The 24,624-nt window shown below is 36.9% G+C and carries 23 protein-coding genes; 12 read left to right on the top strand and 11 right to left on the bottom strand.

Annotation, left to right across the window (positions count from 1 at the left end; translation table 11 throughout):
• The first annotated feature begins 10 nt into the window (after positions 1–10).
• Positions 11–688: a DevA family ABC transporter ATP-binding protein gene (locus AsFPU1_RS11980; protein ID WP_172957500.1), complete on the top strand. Its 678-nt coding sequence runs from the start codon at positions 11–13 to the stop codon at positions 686–688.
• On the opposite strand, the gene AsFPU1_RS11975 is transcribed toward AsFPU1_RS11980, so the two are convergent.
• The 3 genes from AsFPU1_RS11975 to ctpA all read right to left on the bottom strand — a co-directional run bounded on the left by AsFPU1_RS11975 (position 683) and on the right by ctpA (position 4,484).
• Positions 683–1,984 (bottom strand): DNA cytosine methyltransferase, encoded by a 1,302-nt coding sequence (locus AsFPU1_RS11975; RefSeq protein ID WP_124974828.1) that lies wholly within the window; start codon positions 1,982–1,984, stop codon positions 683–685. The genes AsFPU1_RS11980 and AsFPU1_RS11975 overlap by 6 nt on opposite strands.
• A gap of 8 nt (positions 1,985–1,992) precedes the next feature.
• Positions 1,993–2,781 carry an exodeoxyribonuclease III gene (gene xth / locus AsFPU1_RS11970; protein WP_124974826.1) on the bottom strand — a complete coding sequence of 263 codons (789 nt, stop codon included), beginning with the start codon at positions 2,779–2,781 and terminating at the stop codon, positions 1,993–1,995.
• Positions 2,782–3,215: 434 nt separating this feature from the next.
• Positions 3,216–4,484: a carboxyl-terminal processing protease CtpA gene (gene ctpA, locus AsFPU1_RS11965; protein ID WP_124974824.1), complete on the bottom strand. Its 1,269-nt coding sequence runs from the start codon at positions 4,482–4,484 to the stop codon at positions 3,216–3,218.
• A gap of 298 nt (positions 4,485–4,782) precedes the next feature.
• Here ctpA and AsFPU1_RS11960 point away from each other — a divergent pair, with 298 nt between their 5' ends.
• Positions 4,783–5,373, top strand: coding sequence for an IS607 family transposase (locus AsFPU1_RS11960; RefSeq protein ID WP_124974822.1), 591 nt, complete (start codon positions 4,783–4,785; stop codon positions 5,371–5,373).
• Positions 5,258–6,433, top strand: coding sequence for an RNA-guided endonuclease InsQ/TnpB family protein (locus AsFPU1_RS11955; RefSeq protein ID WP_124974951.1), 1,176 nt, complete (start codon positions 5,258–5,260; stop codon positions 6,431–6,433). Before AsFPU1_RS11960 ends, AsFPU1_RS11955 begins: the two co-directional genes overlap by 116 nt.
• Before the next feature lie 26 nt (positions 6,434–6,459).
• Here the strand turns inward: AsFPU1_RS11955 and AsFPU1_RS11950 are convergent, their stop codons facing one another.
• Positions 6,460–8,778 (bottom strand): beta-ketoacyl synthase N-terminal-like domain-containing protein, encoded by a 2,319-nt coding sequence (locus AsFPU1_RS11950; RefSeq protein ID WP_124974820.1) that lies wholly within the window; start codon positions 8,776–8,778, stop codon positions 6,460–6,462.
• Between the two features lie 328 nt (positions 8,779–9,106).
• Here AsFPU1_RS11950 and AsFPU1_RS11945 point away from each other — a divergent pair, with 328 nt between their 5' ends.
• The 3 genes from AsFPU1_RS11945 to AsFPU1_RS11935 all read left to right on the top strand — a co-directional run bounded on the left by AsFPU1_RS11945 (position 9,107) and on the right by AsFPU1_RS11935 (position 10,587).
• Entirely contained in the window at positions 9,107–9,670 is a 564-nt protein-coding gene (locus AsFPU1_RS11945; RefSeq protein WP_124974818.1) for a manganese efflux pump MntP, read from the top strand.
• Between the two features lie 185 nt (positions 9,671–9,855).
• Positions 9,856–10,119 carry a hypothetical protein gene (locus tag AsFPU1_RS11940; protein WP_124974816.1) on the top strand — a complete coding sequence of 88 codons (264 nt, stop codon included), beginning with the start codon at positions 9,856–9,858 and terminating at the stop codon, positions 10,117–10,119.
• Positions 10,120–10,587, top strand: coding sequence for a type II toxin-antitoxin system VapC family toxin (locus AsFPU1_RS11935; RefSeq protein WP_124974814.1), 468 nt, complete (start codon positions 10,120–10,122; stop codon positions 10,585–10,587). It abuts the gene before it with no gap.
• A 114-nt stretch (positions 10,588–10,701) separates the two neighbouring features.
• On the opposite strand, the gene AsFPU1_RS23115 is transcribed toward AsFPU1_RS11935, so the two are convergent.
• The gene (locus AsFPU1_RS23115) at positions 10,702–11,253 is read right to left on the bottom strand and encodes a PEP-CTERM sorting domain-containing protein (RefSeq protein WP_227873515.1); all 552 of its coding nucleotides are present in this window, start codon (positions 11,251–11,253) and stop codon (positions 10,702–10,704) included.
• Positions 11,254–11,464: 211 nt separating this feature from the next.
• Here AsFPU1_RS23115 and AsFPU1_RS11925 point away from each other — a divergent pair, with 211 nt between their 5' ends.
• From AsFPU1_RS11925 to AsFPU1_RS11905, 4 genes are all read left to right on the top strand, one after another.
• Complete coding sequence (locus AsFPU1_RS11925) at positions 11,465–11,725, top strand: hypothetical protein (RefSeq protein WP_124974812.1); 261 nt, start codon at positions 11,465–11,467, stop codon at positions 11,723–11,725.
• 108 nt (positions 11,726–11,833) lie between these two features.
• The gene (locus tag AsFPU1_RS11915) at positions 11,834–12,316 is read left to right on the top strand and encodes a helix-turn-helix domain-containing protein (RefSeq protein WP_124974800.1); all 483 of its coding nucleotides are present in this window, start codon (positions 11,834–11,836) and stop codon (positions 12,314–12,316) included.
• Positions 12,317–12,325: 9 nt separating this feature from the next.
• Positions 12,326–12,541 carry a hypothetical protein gene (locus AsFPU1_RS11910; protein WP_124974798.1) on the top strand — a complete coding sequence of 72 codons (216 nt, stop codon included), beginning with the start codon at positions 12,326–12,328 and terminating at the stop codon, positions 12,539–12,541.
• On the top strand, positions 12,538–12,822 hold the full coding sequence (locus AsFPU1_RS11905; protein WP_124974796.1) for a type II toxin-antitoxin system RelE/ParE family toxin: 285 nt from the start codon (positions 12,538–12,540) through the stop codon (positions 12,820–12,822). The genes AsFPU1_RS11910 and AsFPU1_RS11905 overlap by 4 nt, the downstream gene beginning before the upstream one ends.
• A gap of 32 nt (positions 12,823–12,854) precedes the next feature.
• Here AsFPU1_RS11905 and AsFPU1_RS11900 read toward each other — a convergent pair whose 3' ends face one another.
• The 6 genes from AsFPU1_RS11900 to AsFPU1_RS11875 form a co-directional block, all read right to left on the bottom strand.
• Positions 12,855–13,436, bottom strand: a complete 582-nt coding sequence (locus AsFPU1_RS11900) for a Uma2 family endonuclease (RefSeq protein WP_124974794.1) — start codon at positions 13,434–13,436, stop codon at positions 12,855–12,857.
• 357 nt (positions 13,437–13,793) lie between these two features.
• Positions 13,794–14,936: a hybrid sensor histidine kinase/response regulator gene (locus AsFPU1_RS11895; RefSeq protein ID WP_124974792.1), complete on the bottom strand. Its 1,143-nt coding sequence runs from the start codon at positions 14,934–14,936 to the stop codon at positions 13,794–13,796.
• Between the two features lie 10 nt (positions 14,937–14,946).
• Positions 14,947–18,138 carry a PAS domain S-box protein gene (locus AsFPU1_RS11890; protein ID WP_124974790.1) on the bottom strand — a complete coding sequence of 1,064 codons (3,192 nt, stop codon included), beginning with the start codon at positions 18,136–18,138 and terminating at the stop codon, positions 14,947–14,949.
• A gap of 44 nt (positions 18,139–18,182) precedes the next feature.
• Positions 18,183–20,180, bottom strand: a complete 1,998-nt coding sequence (locus AsFPU1_RS11885; RefSeq protein WP_124974788.1) for a monovalent cation:proton antiporter family protein — start codon at positions 20,178–20,180, stop codon at positions 18,183–18,185.
• 305 nt (positions 20,181–20,485) lie between these two features.
• On the bottom strand, positions 20,486–21,001 hold the full coding sequence (locus tag AsFPU1_RS11880) for a hypothetical protein (protein WP_124974785.1): 516 nt from the start codon (positions 20,999–21,001) through the stop codon (positions 20,486–20,488).
• A 10-nt stretch (positions 21,002–21,011) separates the two neighbouring features.
• Positions 21,012–22,049, bottom strand: a complete 1,038-nt coding sequence (locus tag AsFPU1_RS11875; protein ID WP_124974783.1) for a PstS family phosphate ABC transporter substrate-binding protein — start codon at positions 22,047–22,049, stop codon at positions 21,012–21,014.
• Positions 22,050–22,356: 307 nt separating this feature from the next.
• Between AsFPU1_RS11875 and pstS the strand changes: the two genes are divergently transcribed.
• Entirely contained in the window at positions 22,357–23,547 is a 1,191-nt protein-coding gene (gene pstS / locus AsFPU1_RS11870) for a phosphate ABC transporter substrate-binding protein PstS (protein WP_124974781.1), read from the top strand.
• A 104-nt stretch (positions 23,548–23,651) separates the two neighbouring features.
• Positions 23,652–24,614 (top strand): phosphate ABC transporter permease subunit PstC, encoded by a 963-nt coding sequence (gene pstC, locus AsFPU1_RS11865; RefSeq protein WP_124974778.1) that lies wholly within the window; start codon positions 23,652–23,654, stop codon positions 24,612–24,614.
• Positions 24,615–24,624 lie beyond the last annotated feature (10 nt).

Raw genomic sequence — 24,624 nt, 5'->3', positions numbered from 1 at the left:
AAGGTAAATTATGGAAGTTCTCTCAATTAGTAATCTTAATCACTATTTCGGTAAAACTAGTTTGAAAAAACAAGTTTTATTTGATATAAATATCAGTATATATGCCGGAGAAATTGTTATTTTAACTGGGCCTTCTGGTTCAGGGAAAACTACTTTATTGTCATTAATTGGAGCATTACGAACAGTTCAAGAAGGGAGTTTAAGAAATTTAGGAGAAGAGTTAAAGGGAGCAAATGAAGACAAGTTAGTGCAAATTCGTCGTCGAATTGGTTATATTTTCCAAGCACATAATTTGTTACCTTTTCTCACCGCTAGACAAAATGTACAAATGTCAATGGAGTTACACGATAAGATTAATTATCGGGAAGCTCAAGATAAATCTGAAGCTATTCTTAAAGAAGTTGGGTTAGAACACCGTGTCAATTATTATCCTGATAGTCTCTCAGGGGGACAAAAACAACGAGTTGCGATCGCTCGTGCTTTAGTTAGTCATCCTAAGATGATTTTAGCAGATGAACCGACTGCTGCTTTAGATAGTCAAACGGGTCGAGATGTGGTTGATATCATGCAACGTTTAGCGAAAAATAATGGATGTACCATTTTGCTAGTCACTCATGACAATCGTATTTTAGATGTGGCTGATCGTATTATTTATATGGAAGATGGAAAATTAACTAATCGATCATAACTGTTTTTCTTGACTATTTTTACGAATTCTTGTGCCAAATATTTTAGGATCAACTCCGTAATATTGGGATGCTTGAGACAGATTAAAACTGAGATATTTTTGCTCATTTTCTAAATAATAAATAGCATTAGATTTAAGAGGATTAATATCAAGAATTTTAATGATTTCTTCAGCAACAGCTTTTGCTAATAAAGGAGGAACTGAATTACCAATTTGACGAAATCCATGCCATTTAGTCACATGAAATCTAAACCAATCAGGATAAGAATGGAGTCTAGCTGCTTCTCTTACAGTGATACATCTAGGGGTAAAAGGATGAATTGGACGGGGTGAAGTATGGGCCCCTCGGTTACTCGGTGTACCTGCTCTTAAAGTATTACATAAACCATCAGGATGCAACTTATAAAAGCGACTCACTGGCTCAATTTTTCCTTGAGGAGTCTTAGCAAATCTGTAAATTGATGTCTGGTTATGATTTGTCCTAAGACTACCCGTAAGTAGTTTAAAGTCATAGTCTCTTTTATAGGAATAGTCATCATCAATCTTAGATAAATTTCTTAGTTTTTTTCCATAATTACTAGCTTCTCCATAATCAGTTATTACCCAATCTTGATAATTAAGTTCAGGATAATTGTTAGCCTCTGGTAAGTCTTGAATTGCTTCTAAAACGGTAGGTGTTTTGAGAATATTAATATTTGTTTCATTGACTTTATTATTTTTGAATTCTGTGATAATTTGAGGATAATTAGGTAAAGGTAATCCTAACTGACTACCTATTAAAAATAGTCTTTCTCGATTTTGGGGTACGCCATAATTAGCTGCATTTAAAATACGATAATTAGGATGAACTTGATAACCAATCTCTCTAAACTCATCAAAAATTTCTTCTAAAAACTTCTGGTGTTTTCCGATTGCCATTCCTGGCACATTTTCTATAACAAAATATTTGGGTTGTAATTCTAAAACTAAGCGGATAAAATGCTTAATCAGAGCATTTCGCTCATCTTCTAAACATCGTTTACCTATAAGAGAAAATCCTTGACAGGGAGGGCCACCAAATACTACATCAATTGTCTGATTTCCTATTTTAGATAATGCCCTGATTTCTCTTGCTGATACATTCTCTAAACTCCGACAAATTACTGTACAAAAGGGGAAATTATACTCATGAATTATACAATGAATAGGATCAATTTCTACTGAAGCTAAGACATCAAACCCTGCTTGTTCAAAGCCTAATGTCATTCCTCCTGCGCCAGCAAATAAATCAACGGCAATCGGTCTTTTTTGATTCATTATTAAGCTTAAAATTCAACAATAACGGGAGTATGATCACTAGGTTTTATTAATTTTCTTGGTGCTATATCTATTATACAACTAATTGCTTTTTCGTACAATTTATCCGTCAAATAATGATGATCAATACGCCAACCTCGGTTACGTTCAAATCCCCCTGTTCGATAATCCCACCAGCTAAAATGTCCTCCTTCATCGTTAAATTTACGAAACCCATCTTTTAAGCCAATTGTTAATATATCTCTTAACGCTTCTCTTTCTAATGGGGATGCCATAATATGATTCTCTTTCCGTTTAGAATCATAAATATCTTTATCTTCTAAGGCTACATTAAAATCACCACAAACACATAATTCTTGAGTAGATTCTTCTAATATTTTTTTCAAGTATTCTTTAAGAACTTTAAACCATCGTAATTTATAATGGTATTTTTCGCTACCTACTTCTGAACCATTAGGAACATATAAATTAACAATTCTTACCCCTTGAAAAATACCTGTAATAACCCGTTTTTGCTCATCAAATTCTTGAGTTAAACTTTCTCCAACAATAGAAGTAAATCCCATTGTTACATCTTCCATTGGTTGTTGACTAAAAATAGCTACACCATTGTAAGCTTTTTGTCCAAATATATAGAGATGATAACCTAATTCTTCAAAAGGAAGTCGAGGAAAATCTTGATCAATGACTTTAGTTTCTTGTAAACAAAGTACCTCAACTGGATTATTTTTTAACCAGTCTATAACCTGAGATTGTCGAGTACGAATTGAGTTAACATTCCAACTAGCAACTTTCATAAAATATGTATTGATATTTTTTATTGTAGGTTGGGAAGCCACTCCGATCTTGGGGTTTCCCCAAGTAAGCTGTCACGCATTTAATTGACCTGTTGTGACTGCATGGGAGCAGGGAGCTTCGGAGCAGGGAGAGGGGGTTTTAACGTCTGTACCAAAGTTCAAAATAAGCGGTTTAAATGCACAACAGCTTAGAGGAAGTGGCGTTTGAGGCACGAAACCCAACAACATGAGTTCAGTGTTAGGAGTTCGGTGTTAGGAGTTCGGAGTTCGTCGTGGATAATTCGAGAAAATAAGGGTTGCCAGACTCCTGCTTATGGCGAGTTTTCCACAAATTACCTTATGTCGAACTGAGGTCAACAAACCCAAATTATAATAAACTAAATTAGTTGTGCCAGTTCACTATATTTATTTATAAACACCTATTTACAAACATATTATTTCACTACCTCCACATCATCTATTTTAGAAGCATCAGCTAATACAGTATTAGCTATTAACGCCTTAATAGCAGCTTGATATTGTACATCAACTTCAGTGCCAATTTCCTGATAAGTAATAGGTTCTTGAGTAACCACTTCATTAGGAATAATTCCTAATTTATGAATATCTTTATGACTAGGAGTCTCATATTTAGCTACTGTAATTGCTAAACCTGCCCCATCAGGTAACTCAAATAAAGATTGAATTAAACCCTTGCCAAAAGTTTTTTCTCCTATTAATAAAGCCCGTCCATTATCTTGTAATGCACCCGCTAAAATTTCACTCGCACTAGCTGTTCCTTGATTCACTAAAATAACTAAAGGATCTTCAGTTAAAGCAGGGCCATTAGCCACAAAACTATCTTGAATTCCTTGACGATTAACAGTATAAACTACCGTTCCTTTATCTAACCAAAGACGGGCAATTTCTATCCCTGCTTGTAACAGTCCCCCAGGATTATTTCTCAGATCCAAAATATAAGCTTTAGCCCCTTCTTTTTCTAAATCATTCACTGCTTTAGTCATATCTTGGGCTGCATTAGCACTAAATTGATTCAAGCGAATATAACCAATAGGAATATGATTAGTTTGATTATCTAAATTAGCAACAACAGGACTTAAAGCAATTCGTTGCCGTACAATTTCTAATTCACGAATTTTGCTATTATTTTCGTGAGATTGAACAGTTAAAGACACTTTAGTTCCACTGGGGCCACGCATTTTAGTCGCAGCTTCATCAAGAGTTAGAGTAATAGTATCAACTCCATCAATTTGAAGAATGCGATCATGGGGTTGAATGCCAGCATTTTCGGCTGGAGATCCCGCCAAAGGAGAGACAACCTCCAAATTTCCCGTCTCAGAATTAATATTAATTTGTAACCCAACTCCCGATAAAGAACCTGCGGTTGTTACTTGTAGATTATGATATTGTTCAGGGCGTAATAATCGGGTAAAAGGTTCATCAAGAGTGGCTAACATTTCATCAATAGCCTGGTAAGTTTCCTTGCTATCATGTAAAGGACGTTTGAGGAAATCTTGCCGCAATGCCCACCAATTTTGATGGTTAAAAGTATCATCTAAATAAGATTGATTAACCAGTCTCCAAGACTGTAAAACAAGTTTTTGTTGTTCAGTAAATGCTACTGCATTGGGAGTCCAAACAAAATAATTAAATACAAGGGAAAAACAAACTAGAATAGTCACCAAAAAAGCACTTTTTCTCATGAGGCAGATTAATAATTAAGGTTTCGTCACTACCATCATTTTACGCTAAATAGCATAACACAAAATTAGAGAATATGGACGCTTACTTGGGCTAAGCTCAGTACAAGTCGCGGTTTATCGAGAAATTGGGTTTAAAACCCCGCCGGGCGGCTTTATATTAAGTTTTGTGTATTTTACATACTAAAACAAATTAATTTGTGTTACTATATGCCTAGGGGTTAAGCGCACAAACAAAATAGGGTTGACAACTAGCTACCATTTTGCTAACATTAACTAACAAACGCTAACAAATCAGCGAATGTTTGTTCCATTACGAAAAGCTGTTGAAATTTTGGGTTTTCATCCCAATACATTAAGAAAATATGCCGACGAAGGAAAAATCAAAAGCATTAAAAATGAAGCTGGACAACGATTGTACGATGTCCAATCCTACATTAATGGTGTAACTAGAACTTCCCTTGTTTGCTATTGCCGAGTCAGTTCAACAAAGCAACGAGACGACCTTGACCGACAAGTTAACTTCATGTACTCATTCTATCCAGAAGCAGAAATCATCAAAGATATTGGAAGTGGGCTTAACTTCAAACGAAAAGGGCTTAAAACCATACTGGACAGATTATTGCAAGGAGATAAGCTCACACTTGTTGTTGCCCATAGAGACAGATTATGTCGATTCGGATTCGAGCTTATACAATACATGGTTGAGCGAAACGGTGGACAAATCATGGTTCTCGACCAAACTGTACACAGTCCCGAATCTGAGCTTACCGCCGATTTACTCTCAATACTTCACATCTTCTCTTGTCGAATGCACGGACTTAGAAAATACTCTAAGAAAATCAAAGAAGATAAGAATTTACCTCACAACGGAGCAGAAGAAAACCATTAAACACTGGTTTGGGGTTTCTCGTTTTGTTTTCAATAAAACTGTTAAATATTTGCAGGAACCAGAAACAAAGGCTAACTGGAAAGCAATTAAAACAGGTATTATAAACGATCTTCCAGAATGGGCTAAAGAAGTTCCTTATCAAATAAAAAGTATTGCTATCAAAGATGCTTGTACTGCGGTTAAAAATGCAAAGCAAAAGTATATAAAAACAAAAGAAATTCAACGAGTTAAATTTCGTTCCCGCAAAGATAAACAACAATCTTGTTATATCCCTAAATCGGCTATTTCAGATAAAGGAATATACCATACAATATTAGGGGCAATTCGCTACACTGAAATATTGCCTGTTAAGCTTGGGGATAGTCGATTAGTAGCCAGGAATGGTGAATACTATTTAACTGTCCCCTATGAAGTGCAACGATACGAATCCGATAACCAAGGACGTATCGTTGCCTTAGATCCTGGTGTTAGAAGTTTTCTAACATTATTTTCTCCCAATAGTTTCGGTTGGATTGGTAATCGGGACATAGGAAAGATTCAACGTTTATGCTATCAATTAGATAATTTAATTTCCCGTTCTACCAAAGTTAATGCCAAAACCAGAAAACGTTATCGAAAAGCGTGTGATAGGTTAAGAACAAGAATCAGGAATTTGATTGATGAACTTCATCATAAAATTGCCCGTTTTTTGGTCGATAACTATGATGTTATTCTTTTGCCTACTTTTGAAGTATCAGAAATGGTTCTTAAAAATAGCAGAAAAATTCGCACAAAATCAGTTAGACAAATGCTTAGTTGGTCGCATTATCGATTTTCTGAATTTCTTAAGCATAAAGCTTTTGAAACAGGTAAATTGGTAATAGATTGTTGTGAAGCTTATACGTCTAAAACTGTTAGCTGGACTGGTGAATTAATACATAACTTGGGTGGTAGAAAAGTAATTAAATCTAAAATTGACGGGCAAAAAATGGACAGGGATCTAAATGGCGCACGGGGGATTTTCCTTCGTGCTTTGGTAGATACACCCTCAATCAAAGACTCTTTGATTGTGCATTGTTAACCCATTAATAGAAATGTTAGTGAATGTTAGTGAAAAAGTATCGGACTATTAATATTCGCTACAACAACGTAACCAGCTATTCCCGATAAAAGTTGTTGAGCAGTTAAATAATCACAACCTAAACTAGCCATAGTTCCGGCCTGAGTTGCCTTTGCCCTCATTAATTTTCCTCTCATGGCGGCAAATCCTAGTAATGCTTTTTCGTCATAAGCACCGGCAATATGGAAAGCAACCAGTTCTCCGAGACTGTGACCAGCGACAGCAACCGGTTTAATGCCCAAACGTTCAAGATAACGGTTCCAAAGTAAGGAAACAAAACAAATGGCACTGGGAGCTATTTGAGTTAATTCTTGAAACCAGTTCTGGACTTGTTCGGCGTTGACTGCCCGATCTAGTGGACGGTAAATATAGTCACTAATGGGTGAAAATCCCATTTCTTCGAGCCAGCGATCGCTCTGTTGTAAAAATTCTCGGGCCCAAGAATAACGCTCTACTAAAGTCCGAGCCATGTTTAACCGTTGTGAACCTTGCCCTGGGAACAAAAAGGCTACGCGATCGCGTTTGACTTGATTAGAAATCCAAATATCCCGTTGCTGACTGACTTTGATTTCCTGGGGAGCAGGAGGGGTATCGTTAAGCATTTGCTCTAACTGTCCCAACCGTTCTAATAACTCTTTGGGTGTACCTGCGACTATGGCTGCTCGTAAGGGAAACTGAGAATTAACTTGGCTCGAAAGTTCTGCGGCTAAATCAACTAATTCCGCTAAACTCATGCCTTGAGCTTGTTGTTTTATGATCTGAGTCCGTTCCAATAAGGAACTTACTGAAGCCCCAGTCAACACAAATACTTCTGTATCTTGATGAGAAACCAATAACGCTCTTTCGTCTAGGGTCGATTTTAACGACGGTGCGGGAGCATCTCCCGAAGATAGAGTCACATGGGAATTAATCCCACCAAAACCCATTGCAGAAACCCCCCCGTAGATGATTTCTGTGGGGGGATAAACTTCTCCTTGTACAATCGGATAGAGTCCCTGGGCTACACCATCAAACAAGGCGTTGGGTTCTTGACAGTTGACTGTTGGGGGCAAAATTCTTTGATTGACCGCCATGACGGCTTTAATAAATCCACCAATCCCTGCGGCGGCTTTGGTATGTCCCACAAGGGATTTAAAAGAAGTCATACCACAAGAGCGCGGTTTAATGGCTCCATCGGCACTGAGAGCTAATGCCACTCCTTCGATTTCTGTGCGATCGCCGACGGGGGTTCCTGTACCGTGTCCTTCTACAAAATGAAGTTGTTGAGGACTATATCCAGCTTTCTCATAAGCGCGACGCAAGGCTTTAGCTTGTCCAGTTTTTGAGGGAGCGGTGATACCTCCTTTGCCATCAGATGAGATTCCCCAACCATTAAGAACGGCGTAAACGTAGTCTCCATCTGCGCGTGCATCTTCAAGACGTTTGAGAACAGCAAAACCACAGCCTTCTCCTGGGATAAAACCGCTAGCACGACGGTCATAAACGGTCATATCTTGGGCGGTTAAGGCGCCAGTTTTCGCAAAGCCAATCAGTTCAAAAGTGTCTAAGCTAATATCAACCCCACCGGCCAAGGCCAGATCTAAGTCCCCAGTTGCTAAAGCTGTCGCGGCTGTTGTGACGGCGATTAGAGAAGAAGAACAAGCACCATCTACTGTGTATCCTCCCCCATCAAAATTAAAGAAATTACAAATTCTGCCACCGATAGTATTAGAAAGTCCCCCTGCTAAAGTGTCTTCCGTAATGGTTGCAAACACAGATTTATAGAATTGTTCCATTGTTTGGCTCAATTCTTCGATCACTTGATTAGGTAAGCCTTTGGCTGCTCCTGCGGCCTGCAAAGACCGTTTGACAAAAGGCCAACGCAAACGCATGGTCTGAGCGCGGGTATGTTCCCCTGTCAAGGAGTTGCCTAAGATGACCCCGGATTTTTGGGTAGGTACATTTTCACGGCTGTAACCTGCATTTTCTATGGCTTTTAAGGCAACTTCTAAGGCTAACCAATGAACAATATCTGTGGAGTCAAGGGCGGATTTAGGAACCCGTCGTTTGACCCAATCAAACTCAAACCCGTCAAGGACGGCTGCCCGACTGCCATAGGTTTTATCGGGTGCGTTGCGATCAGCATCGTAATAGTCTGCCAAGGGCAAGCGTTGGTCTGGAATTTGTCGAAATTGGCATCGTCTAGTTAATATATTTTCCCAAAGCATTGATAATTCACTAGCTCCAGGATAATAGCAGCCCATACCAACAACAGCAATTGGAGTCACTATTTTTGGCTTTTGTATACTCGTAGTTGTGTTTGTCATAAAAACTGTTCTCGAATAACCAGATGATTAAAGTATTGATTCAGCAAGAATTTACATTTTTCGTATAATGTTACAAAACTTTAAATAACAACTATTTATATTCGTATATATTGCTTATATATATCGCGTTAGCCTAATAGTATAAAAATATTTAAGTAATATTACTTGAAAAAGTCGTTATTTGTACTTATATAAATTAATTATATTTTTTTCTCCCTAATCTTAAAACAATAAAATTTGAGCAATATATGAGTTAATAATGAAAGAAAAATGAAAGTTTTTCCTGAATAAATTAGCTATGCTTTAGAAAGAGCTAAATTAAAAATAAATGGAATTACTCAATACAACTTTTTTATCAATTGGGTTAGCGGCGGATGCTTTTGCTGTTTCTGTAACCAGTGGCTGTCTAATTCAACATATTAAGATTAATAAGGCGTTAAAAATTGCTTTATTCTTTGGTGTATTTCAAGGTGTTATGCCTTTAATTGGTTGGATAACTGGACTGACTTTTAGAAATCTTTTATCTAATTTTGATCACTGGATAGCCTTTATTTTATTATCTTTTATTGGCGGAAAAATGATTTATGAAGCTTTTCAATTAGAAGATGATAAAAAGTTTAATCCTCTTGATAATTATACTTTATTTGCTTTAGCGATCGCTACGAGTATTGATGCTTTAGCTACAGGGTTTAGTCTATCTTTATTAGAGTCTTCTATTTTTTTTGCTTGTACTTTAATTGGATTAATTACTTTTTCTTTATCGTTTATTGGTGTATTTATTGGTCACAAGTTTGGCAGTATTTTTAATCAAAAAATAGAAATTATAGGTGGACTAACCTTGATTGCTATTGGCAGTAAAATATTGATAGAAGATTTAATGCAAATTAGTTAAGTTACCACATAAAATTAATTACACAAAAACTGTAGGGTTAGCATTAAAGTATTCATATTCCATGAGAAGATATGTTAGTAACTTCAGCTTTTAAAGTATTTTGACCAATCGATATAAAAGCAAGGTGGAAACCGACCAGTGATCGTAAAATAGAAGAAGGATTAACCTCTCAAAAGTAGCAGATTATGGCACAGGCAAACCTTACTCAAATCTTGAGGCAACTTGAGACTCTTGAACTAGAAGAACTTCGGCAGCTTAATCAGACAATTCAACAGCATCTTATTGATAAAGAGAAAGCTGATAAACCATCGGCATTTCATCAATCTCTGCTCGATACTGGCTTAGTAAAACAGATTAAACGTCGTTCCTCTGAACCGATAATTGAGCAAAAACTGATTCAAGTAGAGGGAAAACCCGTTTCTGAAACGATTATTGAGGAACGCCGTTAGATGACACTTTACTTCTTAGATAGTAGCGCATTGGTTAAGCGTTATATTAGCGAAACTGGATCAGCTTGGGTATTAGGATTATTCGATCCTACTTTAAATAATGAAATATTCATTGCAGCAATTGCTAAGGTAGAGATTGTGGCTGCTGTTACGCGGCGATCGCGCATTGGAAGTATTAGTTTTACAGATGCAACAGCAATAAGTCACCAATTTAGAAAGGATTCCCATAAAGATTATCAAGTCATCGAAATTACTGAGAGTATAATTAATTCTGGAATGACATTAGCAGAAACTTATGGTTTAAGAGGCTATGATGCGATCCAATTAGCAGTAGGTTGTGCTGTTAATACACTTTGTCTGGCCAGTGGTTTACCTTCTATCACCTTTGTCTCGGCAGATAATGAGTTGAATGTCGCTGTGGTAAGTGAGGGATTGCTGATAGAAAATCCCAATAATCATCCGTTTTAAGTAAGTGATAAACTGTGAAATCTGAAATTTTTGGAGTTTAGAAATACAGACAAAAAAACAAATCCCCTTAACCAACTAAAGTAAGGGGAATTTATCCTATTTTTAACAAGCAAATTAGCTTACTTTTTCAGTGGATTTAGAGGGTTTTAGTTTGCGTTTAAAGAATGCACCAAATCCCATAGCCGTAGCTGAACCTAGTATGGTTAGGGGTTCGGGAACAACCTTCCAACTAAGACCATCACTGGCAAGTTTTCCGTTAAAATAAGCACCCATCGATGTGACATAACTGCCAGGACTAAGTGGACCTGCGATATCATCAACATTAAGTACTCCCGATCCTACGGGAACTAAGTTTAGACCAGAAGCGTATGTATATTGAGTTGTAAATGATTTTACTGGTTTATTAGCATGTTGCAAGGAGTAGCTAAAAAGTAGTGTAATAGGCTCCTTTTCATCAAGAGTGCTTATTGTACCTGTCCACGAAGCAATACCTGTTCCGGCAACAGTACTTCCGTTAGGAAATATTTGACCTTGAGTAGGCGAGGTAATTTGAACGTTTACCTGCAAATTGTTTAAGGTGAAAGCTTTAGCTTCTGTATTTAGAAAAAAAATACTAACCACAGAAGAAAGTGAACTAAAGAGTATCAAGCGTGTGAAAAGATTCATAGTTTATATTTCCTAATTGAAAATTAATGATCATCCCAAAAAGCATACACAACGCAAAATTTTCTTTCAAGATCCAAAAAGTTATATAAAAGTATATAAGGTAATATTTACAAAAATTAACTAAATTTTAAAAAATATAAAGACAAATTAAGTCGTATTAAGTTATATTATGTGATATAAAAACACAATCTACCATTTGGAAAGATAACCCATGACTAAATTAATCCAAGAAACCTTTGAGCAAATTTCACGGCTTTCTGAAGATCAACAAAATACTCTTGCAATCTATCTACAAAAACATCTAGACGAATTTTTACAACAAGCTGAAAAAGAAAAACGAATTGAAGAAGGAACTTATACAATCAATGATTTCAACGAAGAAACACAACAAGCTATTAAGAATGTCGAAGAAAAAAATAACTTAACCACTTGTCAAAATAATAATGAACTTTATCATGAATTAGGAATTTAATGTTATCACCCATTTTTGACAATCGCTTTAAGGAAGACATTAAACGGCTACAAAAACGGGGTAAAGATATGATATGGTATAAAAAATCATAATTATCCAATATACCCCATGGACACATTTGATGTGCGATCGCTGATAGTAACAGTGGATGATCTGATATTCTCCCATCGAGGAGAACATTTAGATGATATTGAACAAGCTATCTTAAAAGGAGTATTTGACCATGAAAAATATGCAGAAATCGCTAAACATACTAAGCGTTCTGAGAAGTATATTAAATATGTGGCGGGTAGGTTATGGCAATCATTATCAAGCACATTAGGTGAAGAAGTTAGTAAGTCTAATGTTAAATCAAGTTTGCAGAGGTATTATTCTAATTTTTCTCATTCTAATATTATCAACAGTATAAAAATTAATAAGGGTAATATTTGCACAGGTTTATCAGAAAATGAATTAAAACAATCAAACCCTGAGCAACAAGCTAAAATAGAAATTGCAACTGAACTGATGAAAGAAGGTTTAAGTATTGAACAAATTGCCAGAGTATTGAAACTACCTTTAGAATTAGTAAAAGAGCAAATCCAAAAATAAAAAATATCTATGAATAATTATCCTACCTTTCAGGAAGCTATAGATACAGTAGAATCACTTCCACCTGATCAACAATTAATGTTAATTGAACTTATTGAAAATCGACTTAGAGAACGTAAGCGAAATGAATTATTACAAAATATAGTACAGTCTGAACAAGACTATGATCAAGGTAACATTCGTCGGGGTTCAGTGGCTGATTTGATGGCGGAGTTAGATGAATGACAGCATTAGTCTGGAGTCCAGCTTTTAAACGTCAACTTAAACGATTATTGCGTCAAAATCCGCAGATAAGAGAAGTTGTTGCACAAACCCTACAACAATTAACGGACGATCCCTTTTATCCTAGCTTACGCACTCACAAACTCAAAGGACAACTTGAGGGGAAATGGTCATGTTCAATTGATTATAGCTATCGTATTGTTTTTAAGTTTGTTGAAAATTCTGATTTAAAAACCGAAGATATTTTACTATTAGCAATTGGTTCTCATGATGAGGTTTACTGATTCGGATATTGTATCTGATATTCAATAATTCTTTAATCAACTCGTTCTAATCCAGGAATTTTACGATAGATATTCTCAATTTCACCACAATAATTCACACTTTTAAATTCTACCTTATCTCCTTTTTCATAAATTTTTTCTGTCCAAATTCCTGATTTATCACGTCGAAAACATTCAACTTTTTGTTGGTTTTGGTGAACGAGAACATATTCTTTTAAAGTCGGACAAGTTTGATAATCAGTGAATTTATCTCCTCTATCAAATGCTTGTGTAGATTTTGATAATACTTCAATTATAAGGACAGGATAAAGAATAAAATCATCGGTATTATTAATTTCCATTTCATCGCAAACAACTGCAATATCAGGATAATAATAACAATTTGCTTCTTCTAATCTGACCTTAATATCTGAAGTTAGAACCAGACAGGGACTATTTGCAAGATGAATATTTAACAAGGTTGCTAAATTTGTTCCTAAAACAATATGAGATTTTTTCGCACCCACCATTGCATAAACCTCTCCTCGTCGATATTCATGCTTAATAGGACTGACTCTCTCCCCTTCTAGATATATTTCTGGAGATATATAAAAAAATTGACGATTAGTTACCATAATTAATGTTTTTTTTGCTTATTTATACTCCTATAGATTAATTATACTTTATTCCTAGCTAAACTAATCATTAATAAAAGGCTAAAGCCTTATCCTATAAAAACAAAGTCCACCTTCGTGGACTAAATCATAGGTGGCATAGGCAACCTTTGTTTGTATAGCTTAACTATGAACGAGTTAAAGTCCCTTGTTTGTAATAATAAAGCATAATTTGGATTCTACCGGACAAATTATGCTAAACTAATCATTAATAGTATTTTCGTTTTTGTTTCATATAACATAGGGTTTTCCTTTGAAATATAAAGATTTGTGGAATAGGCATCTTGCCTGTTCTATATTTATTAAACATGTGATAAATTATGTTGTAATTGGTAGAGTAAACCAAAAATTAGCCCCGAAATTTTGTTGACTTAACACACCAATTTTTCCGCCGTGAGCTTCAATAATTTGACGACATAAGTATAAGCCTAAACCTAATCCTAAAGTTCTTTTTGCGACCTCCCCTCGATGATAACGTTCAAATAAAGTTTCTGCTTGTTGAGGACTCATTCCTATGCCATTATCCCCTAAAGTACAACGAATCATTGATAAAGATTCTTCTGTAGTTATGACTTCTGCATTAAGGGTTAATTGAATACCCTGAGAATTGTGTTTAAGAGCATTAGCCATAAGATTTTCAAACACTCGCCATAAGCGATCGCTATCCCCATTAATTAATGGTAAATCAGCAGAAATGTTATTAATTAAAATTGCTTGATGTTCCTTTAATATTAATTCCCATTCAGAGGCTAATTGTTGAGTCAAAGAAAATAAATTAAGAGATTGACAGTTAAGAGAAACTCCCCCCATTTCAAACTGTTGAGTTTCCACTAAAGAATTAATCAAATTAAGTTGACGATCGCAACTAGACACCATTTGTTCTAAAATTGTCTCAGGAATTTCTATCAGTTGTTTTTGTAGTTCTTTATTCTTTTTAAGGAAATTTTTTAACACCATGGACATTCCTAAAACGGGGTTACGCAAATCATGAGAAACTGCATGAAGATAAATGCGTAACGTTTCTTCCGTTTTTTGTCGTTCCTTAACTTCCTGTTGTAGTTGCTTTTTTTGCCGTTGAATAGTTAATTGATTTTCAATACGAGCGATAACTTCTTCAGTCTGAAACGGTTTAGTAATATAATCTACTCCTCCCATTTTAAAGGCTTTCACCTTATCCAAAACATCATCAAGCGCACTAATAAAAATAACTGGAATTTCTTGAGTTTTCTCATTACTTTTCAGATTTTGACAAACATCATAACCATTCATTTGAGGCATATTAATATCCAACAAAATCAGATCAGGAGGAACCTGATAAATTGTATTTAAAGCCATTTGTCCATTAAGTGCTTTACGAACCTTATATCCTTGTTCAGAAAGCATAGCTGATAAGAGACGTAAATTGTCTGGAGTATCATCAACAACAAGTAAATTACCTTGATAAGAATTTATCGGAGACATGAGCAATAAATTAGGATTTTTGGTCACAAGATTCAGTCAATTTTATAACACTATCAAACTGAAAATTCTGGGCCCAATCTTGAAGCGCGATCGCTAAAAGTTGATGATCTGGGGGAATTTGAGTAATCAGTTCTAGTATGCCATCATCACTACATTCGAGAGCAGCTTGATGAAGATCACGAATCCATTGACGAGACATTTGTGACAAACAATGATGAACAATAACAGATGTTGACTCTGGTGGATAGTTTTGATCCTTAGATTTGTGCTTATCGAGTTTGGTTTCCTCATAAATATAGCGAACTCCCAGATGTTGAGCAATTTTCTCCCACAGTACCTCCTCTCGAAAAGGTTTACGCATAAAATCATCACATCCGGCCGATAAAACCACATTTCTCTCCTCTTCAAAAGCACTTGCAGTTAAAGCAATAATCACAGTTGCTTGACCTTTTGTCGTTGCTTTAATGCGTTGAGTCGCCTTATATCCATCAATTACAGGCATTCGCATATCCATCCAAATTAAATGAGGTTCCCAACTTTCCCAAATCTCTAAAGCTTCTTGTCCATTACTTGCTTGACGAACATGAAATCCCAGGGAAGATAACAGCTTAACCAATAAAATACGACTTTCTAAACGATCATCTACTGCTAGGATACGATATTGCGGCTGGCCAGGAGCTAAACCAATCACTTTACGCACAGGTTTAATTATTTTAACCTCACTTGCTTGAGCTAACTTACCCTCAATACTAAAGGCAAATAAACTGCCACGGCCCAAAATACTACTAACCGTAATATCTCCTCCCATTAGTTTGATAAACTTTTGACTAATGGGCAATCCTAACCCTGTTCCTTCCTGAGAATTTCGGCCTGTTTCAGTTTGTCCAAAAGCTTCAAATAATTGCTCTATTTCTTCAGGTGCAATACCTGGCCCCGTATCCTCTATTTCAAAGCTTAAACTAATTTTATGCCCCTCCCCTTTAACTCCTGATTTAACTCGTAAAATAACCCCTCCTTCTTCCGTAAACTTGATGGCATTTCCTAACAAATTGATCAAAACTTGACGTAGTTTTCCTTCATCAGTGTGGACATATTGGGGAACCTCTTGAATCCGCTCAAAAATTAATTGTATGCCCTTAGCTTCAGTTTTAACCCGTAACATCGTCTCTAAATTATCTAAAAGACGATACAAATCAAAACTATTATCATTAAAGGTGGTACGTCCCGCCTCAATTTTAGACATCTCTAGAATGTCATTAATTAACTCTAATAAATGTTCTCCACTACGGGAAATAATGGTTAAATTTTGCATCTGTTCTTCCGTTAGACTCATATCTCTTTGCATCACCTGAGTAAAACCGAGAATAGCATTGAGAGGAGTGCGTAATTCATGGCTCATACTAGCGAGAAATTCGCTTTTAGCACGGTTAGCAGCGTCGGCCGCTTCTTTAGCTTCTTTAAGAGCTTCTTCGGCTTTTTGACGCTCTGTAATGTCCCTAATAATAGCCGTAAAAATGGTACGTCCCCTCAATTTAATTTTAGAAATAGATACTTCTGCTAAAAATTCTGTACCGTTTTTATGTTGGCCAAAAACAGGACGACGGCCTCCCATTTGTCGGGCAGTTTCAGGTGCGTCACAAAAATGATTAACATAGTTTTGATGGGTAGCATCAAAGCGATTAGGAATTAGTAAATCAAAGGGTTTTCCTAATATTTCATCGGCCCGATAACCAAAAGTTTTTTCAGCCACATGATTAAATAGGGTAATATGTTGTTTTTCGTCAATAGAAATAATGGCCTCATTAGCATTATCTAAAATTCCCGCAAACCTTGCTTGAGACTCTTTTTGCGCTTCTTCAGCCGCAGAACGGCCCCCCGCGATGGCCATTAATTCTCCCACTAATTTTAGGAGATTAACGTCTTCTCTGGTCCAGATTTTATAGAGATTCGCTTCTAAACCCAGATAACCGACAGTTTGGCCGGCTGTTACCATGGGAACTACCACCACCGTAGGACTCAGACTATTTTCAAAAGCTTCTCTTTCGGCGATCGCATCTTGAGGAAGATCCTTGAGACGGTTGACACGGATCGGTTTTCCTTTAAGTAGTTGAGCAGAAAACCAGGGAAAGACTTCTAAGCATATGTTTTGCGAATTGTCAATATTAGAAGGAATATTAATATTACACCATTCGTGGGTCATACTCCAACATCGTTGCTTCGGATTGTAATGAATGATATAACTGCGATCGCATTCGGTAAATTTTCCTAATGCTTGTAGGGTAAAATTAATGGCAGTATTAAAATCTTGGTCAATGAGTTGTCGTGCAATATTGCTCAGTAAACCATCTCGATCCGCTTGTTTTTTGATCGCTTCTTCTCGTTGTTTGCGTTCTGTAATATCCCGACTAATACCAATAGATCCCATTAAGTTACCATCGGCACAGCAAAAGGGCGTTTTCAGCGTATCTAACAGACGACGACTCCCATCAGGATAAGTAACCCATTCTTCGTTACGACGGGACTGTTTCTGCTCGATCATAATCTGATCTTGTTGCCGAAAAAATAGGGCATCTTCCGGGGAAAATAGTTCAAAATCTGTCTTACCAATAATCTCGTTGCGATCATGTCCGACGAAACTTTCAAAAGCATTATTACACATTTTATAGACCCCTTGAGGATCTTTACAAAATACTAAATCTGGGATACAATCTAATAAGGAACGTAATAATATCTGTTCTTCTTTACGTTCACTAATATCTGCATGAGAACCGGCTATCCTGATGGGTTTACCTGCTTCATCCCATAAAGCTTGACCCCGCGAAAGAATCCATTTATAACTACCATCAACACAACGTAACCGAAAGGAGACACTGTAATGAGAAGTTTTACCCTCAAGATGATCTTGTAACACTTTCATCACCCGTTGCTGATCGTTAGGATGAAGTAATTTTTTCCAGGTATCAATATGATTGGGTAAGTCTTCGTCTTGATAACCTAACATCTCTTTCCAACGTTGGGAAAAAAACATTTCATTGCTTTTCAGGTTCCAATCCCAAATACCATCATTAGTCCCTTGTAATACTAATTGCCAGCGTTCTTCACTTTCTCTTAAGTTTTTTTGCTCAGCTTTTAATGCGGCAATTTCTGCTTGCAGTTGTTCAATAATTTTAACTGATTCTGATGCTTGTTGGGGAACTACCATAATCTTTTAAATATAACTAAAGGTACGGCAAGGCAGTGATTTAATTAGGAAATTGCGATCGCAATTTTTCCCAGGGCTAAATCATCGAATTTGACTAATTCATCCCCATCTCCCACCAATAAGAGTTTGTCTCCTTCGCAGAAGGTCGTTTGACTATCGGGATAATCGAGCTTTTCCCCACTAGAACGCTTGACCGTCACCAAGATTGCACCTGTGAGACGACGGGGTTGGACTTCTTCAAGAGATTTGCCCACCAGAGGCGAATTAAGGGGTAAAGAATACCATTTTCTGCTCATTGTCTTGGTAGCTTCCATTAACTCCCTGGAAACCTCCTCTTTAGATCGTCCCGGCCGCAGAGTAAGATAGTGAGAAGCTCTGATCTGTCGGATGTCTTGTTGCACTTCAGACAAAGGCAGTCCTAGTCCAACACAAAGATGAGTCGAAAGTTCTAAACTGGCCTCAAATTCGGGCTGTACCACTTCTTTGGCCCCCAATTGATAAAACAGTTCGATGTCTTCATTTTGATTCGCTCGCACTACGAGATCAAGCTCCGGATTAATTTTTAGGGCCCGTTTCAAACATAAACGACTACTGATGGGATCAGGTAAGGCGATCGCCATTCCCTTGGCTTGACTGATGCTGGCTTTTTCAAGAACATGGACACTGGCAGCATTGCCATAAATATAGGGAATATTATTATTGCGCAGCATTTCAATTTGTTGTTGGGACTGTTCGATGACTAAAACCCGATAGTTGCGATCGCTTAACAATTTGACAATATTACTACCCACTCGTCCATAACCACAAACGACCACATGATCCTCAAAGGGTAAATCTTCTGCCACTTCTAAAGGAGCATCTGCCTTCGCTAACCAAGACTTTAACCAGGGTAAAGACTCACCTCTGGCCAAGAAACCAGGTAACAGTCGTAGAACAAAGGGAGTAACGATCAAAGTCATAGCCGTTGTTCCTAAGATTAGCATATAAACTTGTTCGGTGACTAAGCCAAATTCCTGGCCTTTTTCGGCCAAGACAAAGGAAAATTCGCCTATTTGTGCCAGTCCCAAACCGGAAATAATGGCTGTTTTAATTGGATAGCGAAACAGGACGACTAAGGGAGTTACAATCACAAATTTAGCGATAATAACAAAGGCCACTAAGCCCAAGATCAGGGGTAAATTATCCCAAAGAAAGAACGGATCAATTAATACCCCAATAGCCGCAAAAAAGGCAGCGACACAAATATCTCGTAAGGACTCTACTGCATCTAGAGTTTGGTCAACATACTCTACCTCAGAAATCATTAGCCCAGCCACAAATGCCCCCATTTCAGTCGATAGTCCGATTTCACCTGTGAACATGGCAATAAGCAGACATAGGGTCACAACCCCTAACAAAAACAGTTCTTTACTTTCTGTTTTAGCCAATAATTGTAATAAGGGAGGAATTAACCATTTTCCTACGGCGATCGCCCCTAAAGCAAATAATAGAAGTTTGAGTAAGGCAATGGCGATGGCTATCCCAAGTTCTTCGACGGGTTGATTCAAAGCAGGTAATACGGCTAACATTAATCCCAAGGCTAAGTCTTGGACAATGAGTATTCCTAACATGACTTGTCCGTGAGCGGTGGCGGTTTCGTTTTGCTCCATCAAAGCTTTGAGGACGACGGCCGTAGAAGACAGAGAGATGATTTCTCCTAAAAAGATGCCTTGTGGTACAGATGTTACCCATCCCAAAGTCAGGGAAACCAGAAGCGTTAAGGAGATAGTCAGGAATATTTGCAGACCCCCTCCTCCTAAACTAATTCGCTGAACTTTTTTCAATTCAGCAAAGGAAAATTCTACACCAATAGTAAACAGTAAAAAGGTTACTCCTAATTCTGCTACTGTCTCTACCTGAGCATAATCTTTAATTATGCCCAACTCAAATGGCCCTGCAATAATTCCTGCGAGTAAATACCCTAAAATAATGGGTTGTCCTAATAATGAGGCCAGTAAACCGCCCACTGCTGCTGCGGCAAAGACGGATATTAAATCGATCATTTATTCACATCCAACATTCTATTAAATTTGGTTGATTACCTTTTCATATTTGTTATTTTACCAGAAATTTGGGTTTAAGCTAATACCAATCTCAATTTTGGCTTTCCCGTACCTGTGGTGATAAGTAAAGCTTATAATTCGTAGGGTGGGTTAGACGGGGCTATGATTTTGATGAAAAATGCATAACTTTTAAGGCGCGTCGTAACCCACCATATTAAGTATTGTAGCTGATTATACATTTTATACCAAGATGTCGGGAGAGCCTCCTTGAAAGTCGTTTTCGTTTTAGCTTAAAGCCACCTGATCTAATTGAGTAAGTTTTTAATCAGTTGCTGCAAACTATCAGCATTTAAAATCAGTTTCACTTCTAATTTTTTCTGTTTATCTCGTAAAACTAAAATATAATCACTGCCTACGGCGGTACCAGCTATCAGGGGATTTTTAATTTCTACTGTTTCATAAACCGGAAGTTTACTAACACGAATAATTAATTTAGATTGAGATTTTGGATAAATATCAAGATATCCCTGAGTCTCATCTAATTCTAATTTTTTAGGAGTAATACTATGTTCATTATTATCCCCCAATTTATGCCAATATAATGTTATGCCACGAACTTGAGGCTTTTGTAACAGCAATTTTTCATCAAATCCTTGACGTTCCCAATTAAGATCTTTCACCTGACTATTATCAGGAATTAATCGCTGTTGCCAAAAATTTTCTTGATCTTTGAGAGATTCCCACCACTGACTAATCAGGGATAAATTATATCCCTTGTCAGGATCGTTACTCTCTTCTTGCCAGATAATGGGAATAGACATAATGAGTTAATTAAAATTTAGCTTGTTTTCGTAATAAATCCCCAATGGTTAAACCCGTTTGATGTTTCCCTTCAAACACAGTTCCCACTTTCAAGCGTTGAAAGTGAATTTTAGCTAAATGATAGCCTTCTTCGGGTAAGGGGATATAACCTATTTTACTCACTAATTCAGGGGCTTTGTCTAGATAAAATTTAACAAATTCTTCTAGGGCTGGATTTTCTTGGGCTTTTTTGGCATTAACATAAATGAATAATGGTCTTGCTAAAGGTTGATATTGACCATTCTCTACGGTTTCTCTTGATGGTAACATTGCCCCTTGACCATTATCAATAGCCACCGCTTTTAATTTATCTTTATGTTCTTGGTAATACGCAAAACCAAAATAACCTAAAGCATTAGTATCTTGAATCACTCCATTAGCTATTGCTTCATCATCCGCACTAAACACATAATCTTGACGACTCAGTTGTTCTTGACCCATAATAGCTTGAGTAAAATAATCATAAGTTCCTGATTTTTTATCGGGGCCATAAAGGGTTAAAGGTTGATTGGGAAAAGCTGAATCAACTTGATTCCAATGGGTTATTTTTACTTGCGCTTTAGGTTCCCAAATTGTTTTTAATTGAACAACTGTTAAGGTATCTATTGCTTTATTTTTCCGATTAACAACAAGTGTAATAGCATCAAAAGCGATAGGGAGTTCAATATAGCGTACTTCTGATTTATCACAAGCTTGCATTTCTTCAGGAGAAATAGGACGAGAAGCTGCATTAATATCCGTTTCTCCCGCACAAAATTTCTTAAATCCTCCCCCAGTACCCGAAAACTCCCCGTCAATTTTAATCTCTTTAAATTGCTTATTAGAGGGTTGGATTTTGTGATATTTTACAATTGCCTGAGTAATGGGATTAACCGTACTTGAACCATCAATTTTAATTGATTGAATATCTTTTGAAGAAACTTGCCCACAAGCTGAAAGTAAAGCAACAGAAGCAATGGATAATCCCAGCTTTTTAATAAAATAACTCGAACAATTGTTTATACTCATAGATAAATTCATGTTTAGATGTCAAAAACTATATAATATTCCCCAATGCTTCCCTTATCAACTTGGGTAAGTTTAAGCTTAGGTAAAGTTTAGTCTAACTACTAATTATTGAGCTTTTGATTACCCCTTCACTATAAATTAGTGAAGCTAAGATAAACTAAAAGTTTAAAAAAATTTAATAATCAATCTTACCTCAAAAATTGTTATTTTGGCTCATTTTGGTATTTCCTTAATCTATTCTTTACCAATATCTGCTAAGTTCTGTTCTAAGATTCATTTTAGTTTACACAAACTTAGAACCTTCAATATGTCTAAATCTCTCGGCTTAAAAACCCGTTCTACCCGTTTAATATCATCCTTATCAATACTCACCTTAGCTATCAGTTTGACTGCTTGTGGAAGTGGCACACCTGATACTACGGCAAGTCCTGGGGCAAGTCCCGAAGGCACAACTACAGAAGCCAGTCCTTCCCCTGAAACCACTGCTGCAGCCCCAATGGAGAAACCTCTACTCAAAGGCAATGTAGCCCTAACTGGGGCTGGTGCTTCCTTCCCTGCCCCTCTGTATCAAAATTGGTTTGTTCAACTTAATAAAGAAGTTCCTGAACTACAAGTGAACTATCAATCGGTGGGAAGTGGTGCCGGAGTTGAACAGTTCACCGGAGGAACCGTCGATTTTGGGGCCAGTGATGTGGCCATGAAAGATGAAGAAATTGCTAAAGTTAAAAAAGGAGTATTAATGCTTCCCATGGCTGCCGGAAGTATCGTCATGGCTTATAATTTACCCGGAGTCCAAGGTTTAAAACTTTCTAGAGAAGTTTACGTCGGTATTTTTGATGGTAGTATTACTAAATGGAATGACCCAAAAATTGCCGCAGTTAACCCTGATTTAAAATTACCTGATCAACCTATTACTGTTATTCATCGTTCTGATGGTAGCGGAACAACAGGAGTTTTTACTAAACACATGAGTGCTATTAGTAAAGATTGGGAAAAAGCTATTGGCCAAGGTAAAAGTGTACAATGGCCCACCAGCAAAGGAAAATTTATTGGTGGTAAAGGTAATGAAGGAGTAACAGCAGCAATTCAACAAAATCAAGGCTCAATTGGTTATGTTGAATATGGTTATGCTAAGAATAATGGTCTGACCATGGCCTCCTTAGAAAATGCGGCTGGAAAATATGTAGAAGCCAATGATACGACAGCCTCAGCTACATTAGATGCAGTAACTTTACCGGAGAATTTACGGGAATTTATCACCGATCCCCAAGGAGAAGGTTCTTATCCTATCGTAACTTATACTTGGCTTTTGGTTCCTAAGACTTTTGATGATCCTCAAAAAGCGATCGCTATGGAAGCTATGATTCAATATGGGTTAACCAAAGGTCAAGAACAAAGTGCAGCCCTTGGTTATGTTCCCTTACCCATGAGTGTGAAAGAAAAAGTAGCTGCGGCTGCTGATACCATTAGTCCCGATTATCAAATTAAACTTAAATAAGGTCATTAATGTGATAATTTAGCTAGGAGAAACAATAAAAAAAATTCTCCTAGTCTCTCAAAAAAACTGTTGTTATTCTTAGCATAAATTGAGTAAAAAAAAACGTGACTGCACAATTATCCAATCGACAAACTGGAGTCGGTATTCGTTCCGAATCTGAAAAAACTTTCAATAAGGGATTTATTGGGCTTACCTTAGCTTTTGCCCTTGGTATTGGATTAATTTTATTCTCTATCGGGGCTGTTATTACATGGCGTGCTTGGCCAGCTATTCAAACTTTTGGCTTTGGCTTTTTAGTTAATAGTACCTGGAATCCAGTTCAAGGAAGAGAATCTTACGGGGCTTTACCTATTATTTACGGAACCTTAGTTAGTTCTTTGATTTCTTTAGTTATTGCTATTCCTTTAGGGGTAGGAACTGCTCTTTTTTTAAGTGAAGATTTTATCCCCCTAAAATTCCGTACTCCCCTAGTTTTCTTAGTTGAATTACTAGCAGCTATTCCTAGTGTGGTTTATGGATTATGGGGCATTTTTGTTCTTATTCCTTTTATTCAGCCCTTTGCTTTGTGGTTACACGAGACATTAGGATGGATTCCTTTTTTTAGCACTCCTCCTTCTGGTGGCCCTGGAATGTTTCCGGCAGGAATTGTGCTGTCAATCATGATTTTACCCATTATTACCGCCATTTCTCGTGATTCTTTAGCTTGCTTACCTCCTGATTTACGACAAGCATCTTTAGGTTTAGGTGCAACCCGTTGGGAAACCATTTTTAGAGTATTAATTCCCGCAGCTATTTCGGGAATTGTGGGAGGAATTATGTTAGCTTTAGGTCGAGCTATGGGAGAAACTATGGCGGTTACTATGATTATTGGAAATGTCAACAGAATTAGCATTTCTATTCTCGAACCAGCTAACACTATTTCTTCTTTATTAGCTAACCAATTTGCTGAAGCATCAGGAATGCAAGTAGCTGCTTTAATGTATGCCGCTTTAGTATTAATGATTTTAACCTTAGTGGTTAATATTGTGGCTGATTATATTGTTAGTCAAGTGAAAGCTAAATATTAAAAATTTTTAC

Source organism: Aphanothece sacrum FPU1, from assembly GCF_003864295.1.
Classification (GTDB): Bacteria; Cyanobacteriota; Cyanobacteriia; order Cyanobacteriales; family Microcystaceae; genus Aphanothece_B; species Aphanothece_B sacrum.
This window is presented reverse-complemented; position numbering and strand designations above follow the sequence as displayed.